Here is an 11,924-nt window from a genome sequence, read left to right as displayed (position 1 = left end):
AGGGAAGCACACTGAAAGGATCCCCCTGTGGCTTCGCAGCTGATCGCAACATTCACCACCAACCACGGCACCATTGCCGTGGAGCTCTTCCCCGACCATGCGCCCAAGACCGTCGAGAACTTCGTCGGGCTGGCCGAGGGCACGAAGGACTGGATCGACCCGGCAACCGGTCAGATCTCCAACGCGCCGTTCTACGACGGCCTCGTGTTCCACCGCATCATCCCAAACTTCATGCTGCAGGGTGGCGACCCGCTCGGTACCGGCACGGGTGGACCCGGCTACAACTTCGAAGACGAGTTCCACCCGGATCTGCGCTTCGACAAGCCTTACCTCCTGGCCATGGCCAACGCCGGACCGGGCACCAACGGGTCGCAGTTCTTCATCACGCTGATTCCGACCGACTGGCTCAATCGGAAGCACACCATCTTCGGTGAGGTCACCGATGCCGACAGCAAAGCTGTCATCGACGCCATCGGCAAGGTGAGCACCGACCGTTTCGACCGACCGGCCGAGCCCGTGGTCATCGAGAAGCTGTCGATCGAGCGCACGGAGACGTGAATCTTCCGGCATCGGCCTATCGGTGCTACCGGCACCCCGACCGCGAGGCATACATCTCGTGCCAGCGGTGTGAGCGGCTGATCTGTCCGGACTGCATGCGCGACGCGTCAGTGGGCTTCCAGTGCCCGACGTGCGTGACCGAGGGCACGAAGAGCGTGCGCTCGGCACGCACGATGGCTGGCGGGAAGGTGTCGCAGCGCGATGGCGTCGTCTCGATGACGCTGATCGGGGTCAATGTGGCCGCGTTCGTGCTGCAGCTCGCCACAGGCGACCGGAGCGGCGCGATCTACCAGCACGGCGCCATGCAGTCGTACGCTGTCGCCGACGGTGACTACTGGCGGCTTCTGACCGCGGCATTCCTGCACGGCAGCGTGTTGCACATCGCGTTCAACATGTATGCGCTCTACCTGTTTGGGCCGTTCGTCGAGCGCGCGCTGGGCATCGTCCGATTCGTCGCGGCGTACATCACGATGGCCATCGTGTCGTCGGTCTTCGTCTACGTCCTCGAGGTGCCGTCCGTCCCGACGATCGGCGCCTCCGGTGCGGTGTTCGGCCTGTTCGGCATGGCGTTGATCCTGCTGCTGCGGGCAAAGCAAGACGTCCGACAACTGCTCGTGCTCCTCGCGATCAATGCCGTCATCAGCACACAGGGCAATATCAGCTGGCAGGGTCACCTCGGCGGGTTCGTCTCGGGCCTGGTCTTGGGCGCTGCTGTCGCCTACGCACCGCGCGAGCGCAAACAGGTCGTGCAGGTGTTGGCATTCTCCCTGATGTGGGTCGCCGTCGTGGCCACCGTTGTGGTGCGCACATCGCTGCTGACGGGCTAGTCCACGACCTTGAGTTACACCGGTGTCATTATCAACAGCTGTGTACAGAGGTGTGGACAACGATCAGTGGTCAACGGGGTGAGGTCACTCCCACTTCATGGCGAAGCCGAAGGCCGCCACGATGAAGCCCATGCCGATGACGAGGTTCCAGCTCGCGAGGTCCTGGTACCACTGCAGGAACGACGGGTAATCGATGGTGGAGCCGTTGAGGACGTAGAACGTGACGATCCAGATGAGGCCGAAGACCGCTGAGGAGACCATGGCCGGACCGGCCCAGCGGTTGCCGACCCTCTGGGGCTTGGGTGCTTTCGAGGTTTTTTCTCTTGCCACGACGTCTCCGAGGTTGGGTGCGGCGCTCGGCCGCATCGGTTGATGCTCTCGGCTAGCCTAGTCGCCGACACCGCAAACAGGGAGATCGGCATGCCCAAGACCCGGACGCACGCGCGCCAGCGGTGGCCTGTCGCGGTGCTCGGCATCTTCGCTCTGACGGGCTTCCTGTTCGTCGCCGCGTCCGTCAGCTCGGGCGGTGCAGATCTTCGACCGGCGGGTGGGGATGCGGCGTCACTGCTGCAGGAGCGGTCGCGTCGAATCGACGACCGACGCAAAGACGCGCGCGAGCTCCGTTCCGACATTGACGCCTTGTCCTCGAGCGGCTCCGGAAGTGCGCTCGACGCCGTCCTCGAGAGGGTCAAGTCATTGGAGAAGCCCACCGGTCTGACGTCGGTCGAGGGTCCCGGCATGCGGGTCACCCTCACCGATGCGCCGCGGTCGGTTGACGCACCCGGCATCGACCCCAACCTGCTGGTCGTTCACCAGCAGGACATCCAGGCCTTCGTCAACGCGTTGTGGGCCGGGGGCGCGGAGGCCATGACGCTGCAGGGGCAGCGGCTCATCTCCACCACCGGCATCAAGTGCGTCGGCAACACCGTCGTGCTCGATGGGGTGCCGTACTCGCCGCCCTACATCATCGAGGCGATCGGTGACACGACCGCCATGGATACCTCGCTGCAGACATCGCCGGAGACCATCACCTACGCCAACTACTCCCGCGACCCCCGGTACCAGGTAGGCCTGAAGGTCGAGACCCTCGACCTGGTCAAGGCCAAGGCATACGCGGGGTCGGTCGGCCTCACGTACGCTCGCGCAACCGGCTAGCGCCTAGGGGGCCGGTGGGGAGCCCACGCCGCCCAAGTCGGCCGTCGCGTTCGGATCAGTGGTCGGAGTTGTCGGCGGAGGGGTGCCCGGGTTGGTGGAGACCGTCAGCTCGATCGATGTGCCCGGCGGCACCATCGTCCCGTCAGCGAGCGACTGCGCCGTGACCGTGTTCTTCGGCTCCGTGGAAGTCGGCTCGTCGGTGGTCGTGTACCTGAGCCCCAGCGTGTCGAGCGAGTCCTTGGCGTCCTTGATGTCCTTCCCGACGAGGTTGGGCACGCGGACCTGACCCCGCGAGACGAACAACGTGACCTTGCTACCGACGTCGACCTGTTGTCCCACGAGCGGCGTGCTGTTGATGACGACACCCCTGTCGGCTGTGTTGTCGATGTTCTTCTTGATGACCTTGAACTGGCCGTCACCATCCTGCAGCTGGCTCTTGGCGACGTCGAACTGCAGCTCGCGGACGTCCGGCATCGTCACCTGTTCGGGCCCGGCGCTCACGATCAGGTTGATGGACTTGCCGACGTCGACCCTCTCCCCTGCGGGCGGGTTTGTCTCGATGACGAGGTCCTTGTCGACGGCGCTGCTCGTTTGCCTGGTGACCTTGCCCACCACGAAATCGGCGTTCTCGAGCGCGCGGGTGGCGGTCTCGACATCCTTGCCGGCGACATCAGTGACGGCCCGCTGTGGGGTGGTCGGCTCTGGTTGGGTCGCCTTGAAGATGCCGAATGCGAGACCCCCCAGCAACAAGAGGGCAATGAGGCCGATGAGCCACCACTTGCCGTTGCCGGCGGAATTGTCCTCGTCCTCATCCTCGTCAGGCACGGCCCGGCGCGCGCCACCCGCAACAGGCACGGCGGCCACGGCGGGGGTGATCGACGTCGCGGCGGCACCTACCGCTGTGGCTGCCATCGGTGCGTCGACCTGATGGCCGGCGATGGCCCGTTCGATGTCTTTGCGCATGTCGGACGCGCTCTGATAACGGTCCTCGACGCGCTTGGCGAGCGACTTGGCCACGATGCGGTCGATCGTCTCGCTGACATCGGGGTTCAGCTGCGACGGAGGACGGGCCTCTTCGCGCACGTGCTGATAGGCCACGGACACCGGGCTGTCGCCGATGAAGGGCGGCCGTCCCGTGAGCAGCTCGTACAGCAGGCAACCGGTCGAGTAGATGTCGCTGCGGGCATCGACGGTCTCTCCGCGAGCCTGCTCCGGCGAGAGGTACTGAGCAGTGCCGATGACGGCTGCGGTCGCCGTCATGGCCGACGAGGTGTCGGCGATGGCGCGGGCGATGCCGAAGTCCATGACCTTGACCTGACCCGACGGTGTCAGCATGACGTTGGCGGGCTTGATGTCGCGGTGGATGATGCCGGAACGGTGGCTGTAGTCGAGCGCGCTCAGGACGTCCGCGGTGATGGAGAGGGCTCGTTCTGGCAGGATCTTGCGGCCGTTCTCGGCGCCTCGCAGGATGTCGCGCAGGGTCTGCCCCTCGACGTACTCCATCACGATGTACGGCACGTGCGACCCGTGCTTGTCGATCGACTCACCGGTGTCGTAGACCGCCACGATCGAGGGGTGGTTGAGCGCGGCCGAAGACTGGGCCTCCCGGCGGAACCGGGCCTGGAAGGTGTCGTCTGCCGACAGGTCGGATCGCAGCTGCTTGACTGCCACGGTGCGGCCGAGCCGCAGGTCACGACCGACACGGACGTCAGCCATGCCACCGCGCCCGAGCAGACCGCCGAGCTCGTAGCGGTCGCCGAGGCGGATGGTCTCGTCGCCGGATTCGGTCATGGTGTCAGTCTCCCAAAGGGGTTGATGCAGGAAGCGGGTGGATGCGAGCGTCGAGCCGGTAGAGGACTGTCATTTGCCCAGCACCGCTTCCATGACGGAGCGCGCGATGGGTCCGGCAAGGCGTCCGCCGGCGGTCTCGTCACGTGCGGTGTCACTCGACTCGACGAGCACAGCGACGGCGACCTTGGGGTTGTTGGAGGGGGCGAACGAGACGAACCACGCGTACGGCGGGCGGTCCTTCGTCGACTGGGCGGTGCCGGTCTTGGCACCGACCTCGACGCCGGGGATCTGGGCGGAGGTGGCGGTGCCTCGGTCGACGGTGCTGATCATCATCTGCCGCAGCTTGGCCGAGCTGGACGACGTCATCGCCTGGCTGAGGCGTTTGGGCTGAGTCTCGTCGAGCACCCGCAGGTTGGGCGACCGGACCGTCTTGACCACGTAGGGCGACATCACGACGCCGTCGTTGGCGATGCCGGAGGCGACCATGGCCATCTGCAGGGGTGTGGCCGCGACCTCGAACTGACCGATGCCGGACTGGGCGAGCTGAGGCGCCTCGAGCTTGTTGTCGCCCGAGGTGAAACGGCTGGCGTTGCCCGCCAGCCCGTCGAGAGGGTCGCTGCCGAAGCCGAACTTGGCCGCCTGCGCGGCGAGCTTGTCCTGTCCGATGCGCCCGGCGAGGGCACCGAAGGCGACGTTGCACGAGACGTTGAGTGCCTGCTCGAAGGTAATGCGGTTGCCGCCGCAGTTGCCGCCGTTCTCGTTGGGGAGCGTGTACTGGATGCCCGGGAACCGCAGTGTCGCGCCGGCCTTGATCTTGTCCTTCGGGTCGATCTTGAGGTCCTGTAGAGCGGCGGCGGCGGTGACGAGCTTGAAGGTCGACCCGGGCGGCAGGATCTGCTGGGTGCCGCGATTGGTCATCGGCTGATCGTTGTCAGTGGTCAGCGTGTCCCAGGACTTCTGCACAGCGTTGAAGTCGTGGCTGGCGAGCTTGTTGGGGTTGTACGACGGCTGGCTCACCATCGCCAGGACCGCTCCGGTGGTCGGGTCCATGGCCACGACCGCACCCTTGGTGTTCTTGCCGAGCCGCCCGAGCCCCTCGGCGGCGGCCTTCTGCGCGAGCGGGTCGACGGTCAGCTCGACGCTGCCACCCTTGGGCTGCTTGTTCGACACCAGGTCGACGACCCGGTTGACGAAGAGCCGGTTGTCGCTGCCGGACAGCACGCGGTTCTGCGAGTTCTCGAGCCCGCCGCGTCCGAAGACGTAGGAGAAGTAGCCGGTGAGTGGTGCATACAGGGCGCCGTCGGGGTATCGGCGCTGGAACTTGTACTGGTCCTTGCTCTTGACACTTTCGGCGATGGGGTCCCCGCCGACGAGGATCGCTCCGCGGTCACGGGCGAACTCCTCGTTGATGACGCGCTTGTTGCCGTTCTTGGCATTGAGGCTGTCGGCCTGCACGAACTGCACGTAGTTGATGTTCACCAGCAGCGCCAGGAACATGACGAGGCAGGCGACGGCGAGGTTGCGGATCGGACGGTTCATGAGAGCTTCACCACCTGGGTCTCCTCGTTGCTGTCGAATGTGGAGATCTCGGGGGCGGGGCGCCTGGTCTGGTCGCTGATGCGCAGGAGGAGGCCGACGATGGCCCAGTTCATCACGACGGACGAGCCTCCTTGAGCCATGAACGGTGTGGTCAGTCCCGTCAGGGGGATGAGGCGGGTGACGCCGCCGATGACGACGAACACCTGGAGGGCGAACGAGAACGCGAGACCGACTGCCAGCAGCTTGCCGAAGGCGTCGCGGCAGGTGAGCGCGATGCGCATGCCGCGCTCGACGATGAGCCCGTAGATCACGATGATCGCCATCAGGCCCGTCAGCCCGAGCTCTTCACCCATCGAGGATGCGATGAAGTCGGAGAACGAGAACGGCGTGAGCTGAGGACTGCCCTGCCCCAGGCCCTTGCCGAGCACACCCCCGTGCGCGAGCCCGAACAGGCCCGTCACGATCTGGTAGGCGCCCGGGTCGTTGAAAGGGTCGAGCCAGGCATCGAAGCGAACCCGCACGTGGCCGAACGAGAGGTAGCCGAAGTAGGAGCCCGCCGCGAACAGCACGGCTCCGACGATGAGCCAGCCGGGTCGTTCTGTGGCGACGTAGAGCATCACGACGAATAGGCCGAAGAACAGCAGTGAGGAGCCCAGGTCCTTCTGGAAGACGAGGATGCCCACGCTGATCAGCCAGCCGGCGAGGATGGGCCCGAGGTCGCGGCCGCGGGGCAGGTCGATACCGAGGAAGCGTCGGCCGGCGAGCGCGAGTGCGTCACGCTTGACGACGAGGTAGCCGGCAAAGAAGATCGCGAGGCACACCTTCGCGGCTTCGCCGGGCTGGAAGCTGAACGGGCCGAGGCCGATCCAGATACGGGAGCCGTTGATCGTGCGGCCCAGGCCGGGGATGAGGGGCAGGATGAGCAGCCCGATCGTCGCGGCGCCGAACGTGTAGGTAAGAGTCTGCAGGCGGCGGTGGTCCCGTACCAACACGAGGATCGTTGCGAAGGACACGATGCCGATCGCGGTCCACATCAGCTGCGCGTTGGCGTGGGCCGCGTAGTTGCCGCAACCGCCGGGCGCGCAAGCGAGGTCGATGCGGTAGATCATCGCGAGGCCGAGGCCGTTGAGGGCGATGACGAGTGGCAACAGCACCGGGTCGGCATAGGGGGCAACTCGGCGCACGATGACGTGGGTGGCGACGGCGAGCAGGATCAGTGCTCCGCCGAGCTTGTAGGTGTCGGCAGGAATGCGGCCCTCGGCGCCGAGGCCGACTGACGCGTAGGCAGCGATACCGATGAAGACCGCCAGCACTGTCAGGAAGAACTCGGCTCCTCGGCGCTTGCGGGGAACCCACGCCGGAGTGGTCATCGACGCCATGTCGCCTCCGTTTCCACCGCGGTGGACACCGTCGCCTTCGTCTTGGTCGGGGATGCGCTGGGCTTTGTCGGCGTGGGATTCGGTGTCGGTGTCGGCGTGGGATTGGGCTTGACGGCGAACTCGTCGAGCTGCTCCACGGTCTTCAACGCGTCAGCCTTGCTCGGCGCCTCGATGCCGTCCTCGACCTGCTTGCGCCGAAAGGCCGGAAGGGTGGTCAGCTCGACGTTGGTCATCTGCTCGACGTGCTGCAGCGTCATGCCAGGGATGTCGGCACGGACGCCGCGGAACACCGTGACTTTGCCGTCTTGCGCGGCGACGAAGAATTGCCGCTGCGACCACGAGTAGGCGGCGGCGCCGGAGACACCCAGGATCGCGCCGAGGACCACCAGGACAACGGCCCAGCGGAGCCAGCGCAGCCGGCTCGGCGGACGCGGGGCGTAGCGCAGTTCTTCGGGGTCGAACGGCGTCGGTGCCGTTGATGTGCCGCCCGAACCAGTGCCGGTGCGCGGACGAGCCTGGCTCGCCGCGGCGCCCACGAGCTGCGGCTGGCCGTCGGCCGAGGAGAGGTGCGGGTCGGGCTCGGCAGACTTCTCGACGAACTCAGCGACCACGACCGTCACGTTGTCGTACCCACCTGCCTCGAGGGCCAGGCGCACGAGCTCGGTCGCCGCCATGTCGATCGTCTCCGACGCGAGGGCCCGAGCGATGACGTCGTCGTTGATCATGTCGGTGAGGCCGTCGCTGCACAGCAGGTAGCGGTCGCCGAGCATGGGCTGCAGCCAGCTCAGGTCCGCCTCGTTGTCATCGCGTCCGAGCAGGGCGCGGAGCAGCAGCGAGCGGTGCGGGTGCACGCGTGCTTCGTCGCGGGTGATCTTGCCCTCGTCGACGAGGCTCTGGACGAAGGTGTGGTCGGTGCTGATCTGCGTCAGCGAGCGCTCGCGCAGCCGGTAGACCCGCGAGTCGCCAAGGTGCGCGACGGCGAACTTCTCGCCGTCCCACAGCAGGGCGTCGAGCGTCGTGCCCATGCCCTCGACGGCCGGGTCGTCGGCGATCAGCTCACCGAGGCGCGTGTTGGCGCTGATGACGGCCTGCCCGAGCGCCCCCATCGCATCGACGTCGAGCTCGCGATCGAGCTGGCGGATGATGTGCATCGTCTCCGATGACGCGAGGTCGCCCGCGGCGGCGCCGCCCATGCCGTCAGCAATGACGAGCAGGCGGTTGCTGGCGTAGCCGGAATCCTGGTTGGTGGATCTGCGCAGACCGGTGTCGGTGAGCGCGACATAGCGATAGCTGAGGGCCGTCATCGACTATTTCTGCAGCTCGACGATGGTCTTGCCGAGCCGAACGGCGATGCCGAGGCCGATCGGCACAGGCGAGGTGATGCGCTGGCTGCCGAGGTAGGTGCCGTTCGTCGAGCCGAGGTCTTCGACGAACCACTGCTCGCCGTTGGTGGCGAACCGGGCATGCCGGGTCGAGACGTAGTCGTCGTCGAGCCGGATCGCGGCATCGGTGCCTCGGCCGAGCAGGATCGGCTTGTCACCGAGCGGCACGCTCTGACCAGCGTTGGGGCCGGACACGACCTGGAGCTTGGTGGCCACACCGCGCGGCGCCCTGCGCGACTTGGAGGGCGCCTTCTGCTTGCTCTGCTTGACCTGCCGGGGGGCTGCGGGCGCCTTGGTGCCGAAGATGTCGGAGCGGATGACAGAGACCGCGGACAGGACGAACAGCCACAGCACAGCAAGAAATCCCAGCTTGATCAGCGTGAGGGTCAGCTCTGACATCTACACCACCTCTGTCATGCGAATGACGATCACCGTGTTGCCGAGCCGGATCTCCGCGCCGTCGGCGACGACCCCGCTGGAAACCTTGCGGCCATTGAGAATGACACCGTTGGTCGACTCGAGGTCGACGATCGTCACCGTCGTGTGCCCGTCGTCCTGGTTGACCTTGATCTGGGCGTGCCGTCGCGAGATGCCTGGATCGTCGATCTTCAGGTCGGCCTCGTTGCCCCTGCCGATGACCACGCCGGGAGGTGACAGCGGATGCTTCATGCCATTGACCTCGATGACCACGCCCGAGGCGCGCACCGCGGTGTCGGTCATGCGCTGGCCCGCGACCGGGGTGACCGAGGCATTGGTGCGGCTGCGCACCCGGAAGCGTCCAGTGCTCAGCTCGCCGGTCTTCTTGAACTGGATCGCGAGCGTGCCGGGCATCGTGTAACGCTGCTCCTCGACGTGTTCCCTGACGAGTGTGGCGAGTTCGTCGGCGAGCGTGCCGCTGAAGGGCGTGAGGCGGTCGAAGTCAGGAGGCGACAGCTCAACTGTGAAGTCGTTGGGCACGAGCATTCGCTCCCGCGACAAGATGTGGGCAGAGTTGTCGACCTCGCGCTGCAGGGCAGCCGCGATCTCGACAGGCTGGACGGCGCTACGAAAGGCGCGCGCGAAGGCACCGGTCACGGCACCCTCGAGGCGTTGCTCGAATCGCTGCAGCACCCCCACCATCGGCTGGCGCCCCTTTCGTCGTCTGAATCCTGCCGGTTGTTCCATGCGATGGTAACGGGAGAGGTCGAAGAGGTCAGTCGTCCGGCACGGCAGGAGTGAGAAATCGCACCTGTACGGGCCTGTTAGACTCGGTCCTCGGTCCTGATGTTGGTTGTCATGGGCCGGATGCGCGAGTGGCGGAATGGTAGACGCGCTGGCTTCAGGTGCCAGTGTCCGCAAGGGCGTGGGGGTTCAAATCCCCCCTCGCGCACCGAGGTAGCACAGGGCAGGATCAGCAGCACGACAAGACCCCCGGGCGGTGAGCCCGGGGGTCTCCTCATGTGCGCTTGGCTCAGGAACCGGGCCATTCCCCGGTCGCACGCTCGAATCCCTTGGCGCCCTGACGCTGGATCACCGCTTTGACCGCTGCGTAGATGGCGCCCTGGAGCACAGCGGCCAGCATGATCTCCTTGAAGCCGTATTCGGACTGCAAAGGGCCGGGAGGGTCGCCGTGCTCTCCAGCTCGCACCCGCTTCCATACCTGTTTGAAGAGGAGGCTGGCCAGGAGCCCACCGACGATCGAGCTGACGAGACCGACGGGACGATAAAGAATCTTCGCCGACGTGCTGGGTGTGCGGGTGGCGACCATGAGTTCATCTAACCTTTGTCAAGATGTCGGCAGACATGTTGCTAGCTGGCAATGCTGTGGCGTGTCATCTGAGCACGCTCCGTCTCGGACAGTCCGCCCCAGACGCCATACGGCTCACGAACCGCGAGCGCATGCTCGCGACACTTGTCGATGACCGGACATGTGCGGCACAAGGCCTTGGCTCTTTCTTCGCGCCGTGCCCGTTTGGCACCACGCTCCGCTTCGGGCGAGAAGAAGACCTCGCTGTCGACTCCCATGCACGCGCCGTCGTACTGCCACTCGTAATGCTCGATGAGCGGAACCGGGAGTCGCTTGACGTTGACCATGTTCTTACCTTTCCCCAAAACCCAGTGGACAAACCCTAGAAGAAGATCTATTCAGAACCTACTCATAACTTGTTCATCGCGCAAGATGGTGAACAAGTTCTAGACTATGACGATGTCGTCGCCTAACCAAGACGAGGCTGGTTCGTCCAGTCCGTCCAGTCCGCCTGGACCGCCCGAGGCGTCTGCCGTCCAGTCGACGGAAGCCCACGCCGAAGCGATGTTCTGGGGCGTCGGATCCGTGGCCTCACGCCTCGATGTCGCGGCCTCGACGCTCCGTACGTGGGAGCGTCGATACGACGTCGGACCCACGCACCGCACAGCGGGCGGGCACCGCCGGTACTCCGAGGCGGACATCGAGCGCGTCACGCTGATGCAGCGACTGATCGGTCGCGGCGCACCTCCGATGGAGGCGGCACGGGTGGCGCACGGACTCGACGCCGACGGGCTGGCCTCCGCGCTGGCCACCGACGACTTCGTCGATGTGGGAGCCGACCTCAGCCATGAGGATATCGCCGACGCCCTGCTTCAAGCGGCGAGAGCTTACGACTCGGCGCGCATCCGCAATCTTGTCGCCGGCGTGTTGCGGCGCGATGGGGTCATCGAGGCGTGGACCGGGATGATCGTCCCGGCACTCGTCCGCATCGGCGACGACTGGTCGAGGGGGGAAATGGGAATCGAGGCCGAGCACCTCACCAGTGAATGTCTGGTGGCAGAGATTCGCGCGCACACCCGGTCGTTCGCCACGATTGACCTTGGCGGAGCCAGCATCGTTCTGGCGAGTGCAGAGGACGACATGCATTCGCTTCCCCTCCTTGCCCTGGAGTGCGCGCTCGCCGAGGCTGGCCTCGCGTGTCACCTGCTGGGAGCGCGGATCCCCGCCGAAGCGCTGGCCAACATGGCGGCGACACTGCGACCCACCGTCATCTTCATTTGGGCATCCCTGCCGCGTACTGACGACGACCGCCTCTGGCAGGTGGTCGAGTCCGTCGGGCCACCCACCACGATGGTGCTCGGCGGGCCGGGGTGGCCGCACCACGATGGTCACCAAACACTGAAGGCCAGCGCTTCCCTTCAGTCCACGATCGAGCAAATCAGGGCACTCGTCGGCTGATCGACGTCGTTTGGGCCCGGTAATCTGGGCGGATGATCGAATCTCCTCGTGTTCTCACCGAGATCGACGGCCCCATCGCCTATGTGACCCTCAATCGGCCCGACAAGCT

At 65.9% G+C, this 11,924-nt stretch carries 13 protein-coding genes and 1 tRNA gene; 5 read left to right on the top strand and 9 right to left on the bottom strand.

Features of this window, described 5'->3' with window-relative positions; all coding sequences use genetic code 11:
• Nucleotides 1–27 precede the first annotated feature (27 nt).
• Both H7290_RS16000 and H7290_RS15995 read left to right on the top strand, forming a co-directional pair.
• Nucleotides 28–558, top strand: a complete 531-nt coding sequence (locus tag H7290_RS16000) for a peptidylprolyl isomerase (RefSeq protein ID WP_290515019.1) — start codon at nt 28–30, stop codon at nt 556–558.
• Nucleotides 555–1,385, top strand: coding sequence for a rhomboid family intramembrane serine protease (locus tag H7290_RS15995; protein WP_290515018.1), 831 nt, complete (start codon nt 555–557; stop codon nt 1,383–1,385). The genes H7290_RS16000 and H7290_RS15995 overlap by 4 nt, the downstream gene beginning before the upstream one ends.
• An 84-nt stretch (nt 1,386–1,469) precedes the next feature.
• Here the strand turns inward: H7290_RS15995 and H7290_RS15990 are convergent, their stop codons facing one another.
• Nucleotides 1,470–1,751: a cell division protein CrgA gene (locus H7290_RS15990; protein ID WP_290515017.1), complete on the bottom strand. Its 282-nt coding sequence runs from the start codon at nt 1,749–1,751 to the stop codon at nt 1,470–1,472.
• Between the two features lie 54 nt (nt 1,752–1,805).
• On the opposite strand from H7290_RS15990, the gene H7290_RS15985 reads away from it, so the two are divergent.
• Nucleotides 1,806–2,540 (top strand): DUF881 domain-containing protein, encoded by a 735-nt coding sequence (locus tag H7290_RS15985; protein WP_290515016.1) that lies wholly within the window; start codon nt 1,806–1,808, stop codon nt 2,538–2,540.
• Between the two features lie 3 nt (nt 2,541–2,543).
• Here the strand turns inward: H7290_RS15985 and pknB are convergent, their stop codons facing one another.
• From pknB to H7290_RS15955, 6 genes are all read right to left on the bottom strand, one after another.
• Nucleotides 2,544–4,331: a Stk1 family PASTA domain-containing Ser/Thr kinase gene (pknB, locus tag H7290_RS15980; RefSeq protein ID WP_290515015.1), complete on the bottom strand. Its 1,788-nt coding sequence runs from the start codon at nt 4,329–4,331 to the stop codon at nt 2,544–2,546.
• Between the two features lie 69 nt (nt 4,332–4,400).
• Nucleotides 4,401–5,870, bottom strand: coding sequence for a penicillin-binding protein 2 (locus tag H7290_RS15975; protein ID WP_290515014.1), 1,470 nt, complete (start codon nt 5,868–5,870; stop codon nt 4,401–4,403).
• Complete coding sequence (locus tag H7290_RS15970; protein WP_290515013.1) at nt 5,867–7,249, bottom strand: FtsW/RodA/SpoVE family cell cycle protein; 1,383 nt, start codon at nt 7,247–7,249, stop codon at nt 5,867–5,869. Before H7290_RS15970 ends, H7290_RS15975 begins: the two co-directional genes overlap by 4 nt.
• Nucleotides 7,237–8,553 (bottom strand): protein phosphatase 2C domain-containing protein, encoded by a 1,317-nt coding sequence (locus H7290_RS15965; RefSeq protein WP_290515012.1) that lies wholly within the window; start codon nt 8,551–8,553, stop codon nt 7,237–7,239. The genes H7290_RS15970 and H7290_RS15965 overlap by 13 nt, the downstream gene beginning before the upstream one ends.
• Before the next feature lie 3 nt (nt 8,554–8,556).
• Nucleotides 8,557–9,030: an FHA domain-containing protein gene (locus H7290_RS15960; protein WP_290515011.1), complete on the bottom strand. Its 474-nt coding sequence runs from the start codon at nt 9,028–9,030 to the stop codon at nt 8,557–8,559.
• Entirely contained in the window at nt 9,031–9,795 is a 765-nt protein-coding gene (locus tag H7290_RS15955; protein WP_290515010.1) for a DUF3662 and FHA domain-containing protein, read from the bottom strand.
• A 122-nt stretch (nt 9,796–9,917) separates the two neighbouring features.
• Here H7290_RS15955 and H7290_RS15950 point away from each other — a divergent pair.
• Nucleotides 9,918–10,000 (top strand) — tRNA-Leu (locus H7290_RS15950).
• An 81-nt stretch (nt 10,001–10,081) separates the two neighbouring features.
• On the opposite strand, the gene H7290_RS15945 is transcribed toward H7290_RS15950, so the two are convergent.
• Together H7290_RS15945 and H7290_RS15940 are read right to left on the bottom strand one after the other, a co-directional pair.
• Nucleotides 10,082–10,378: a DUF4235 domain-containing protein gene (locus H7290_RS15945; protein WP_290515009.1), complete on the bottom strand. Its 297-nt coding sequence runs from the start codon at nt 10,376–10,378 to the stop codon at nt 10,082–10,084.
• A gap of 41 nt (nt 10,379–10,419) precedes the next feature.
• Nucleotides 10,420–10,704: a WhiB family transcriptional regulator gene (locus tag H7290_RS15940; RefSeq protein WP_290515008.1), complete on the bottom strand. Its 285-nt coding sequence runs from the start codon at nt 10,702–10,704 to the stop codon at nt 10,420–10,422.
• Between the two features lie 112 nt (nt 10,705–10,816).
• Here H7290_RS15940 and H7290_RS15935 point away from each other — a divergent pair, with 112 nt between their 5' ends.
• Entirely contained in the window at nt 10,817–11,815 is a 999-nt protein-coding gene (locus tag H7290_RS15935) for a MerR family transcriptional regulator (RefSeq protein ID WP_290515007.1), read from the top strand.
• Nucleotides 11,816–11,924 lie beyond the last annotated feature (109 nt).

The organism is Aeromicrobium sp., from assembly GCF_014378035.1.
GTDB lineage: Bacteria > Actinomycetota > Actinomycetes > Propionibacteriales > Nocardioidaceae > Aeromicrobium.
This window is presented reverse-complemented; position numbering and strand designations above follow the sequence as displayed.

Excerpts from the sequence above, each read along its gene's own strand:
- H7290_RS15990 (WP_290515017.1), bottom strand. The coding sequence starts at position 1,751 with ATGCGGCCGAGCGCCGCACCCAACCTCGGAGACGTCGTGGCAAGAGAA.
- H7290_RS15985 (WP_290515016.1), top strand. The coding sequence starts at position 1,806 with ATGCCCAAGACCCGGACGCACGCGCGCCAGCGGTGGCCTGTCGCGGTG.
- pknB (WP_290515015.1), bottom strand. The coding sequence starts at position 4,331 with ATGACCGAATCCGGCGACGAGACCATCCGCCTCGGCGACCGCTACGAG.
- H7290_RS15975 (WP_290515014.1), bottom strand. The coding sequence starts at position 5,870 with ATGAACCGTCCGATCCGCAACCTCGCCGTCGCCTGCCTCGTCATGTTC.
- H7290_RS15970 (WP_290515013.1), bottom strand. The coding sequence starts at position 7,249 with ATGGCGTCGATGACCACTCCGGCGTGGGTTCCCCGCAAGCGCCGAGGA.
- H7290_RS15965 (WP_290515012.1), bottom strand. The coding sequence starts at position 8,553 with ATGACGGCCCTCAGCTATCGCTATGTCGCGCTCACCGACACCGGTCTG.
- H7290_RS15960 (WP_290515011.1), bottom strand. The coding sequence starts at position 9,030 with ATGTCAGAGCTGACCCTCACGCTGATCAAGCTGGGATTTCTTGCTGTG.
- H7290_RS15955 (WP_290515010.1), bottom strand. The coding sequence starts at position 9,795 with ATGGAACAACCGGCAGGATTCAGACGACGAAAGGGGCGCCAGCCGATG.
- H7290_RS15945 (WP_290515009.1), bottom strand. The coding sequence starts at position 10,378 with ATGGTCGCCACCCGCACACCCAGCACGTCGGCGAAGATTCTTTATCGT.
- H7290_RS15940 (WP_290515008.1), bottom strand. The coding sequence starts at position 10,704 with ATGGTCAACGTCAAGCGACTCCCGGTTCCGCTCATCGAGCATTACGAG.
- H7290_RS15935 (WP_290515007.1), top strand. The coding sequence starts at position 10,817 with ATGTCGTCGCCTAACCAAGACGAGGCTGGTTCGTCCAGTCCGTCCAGT.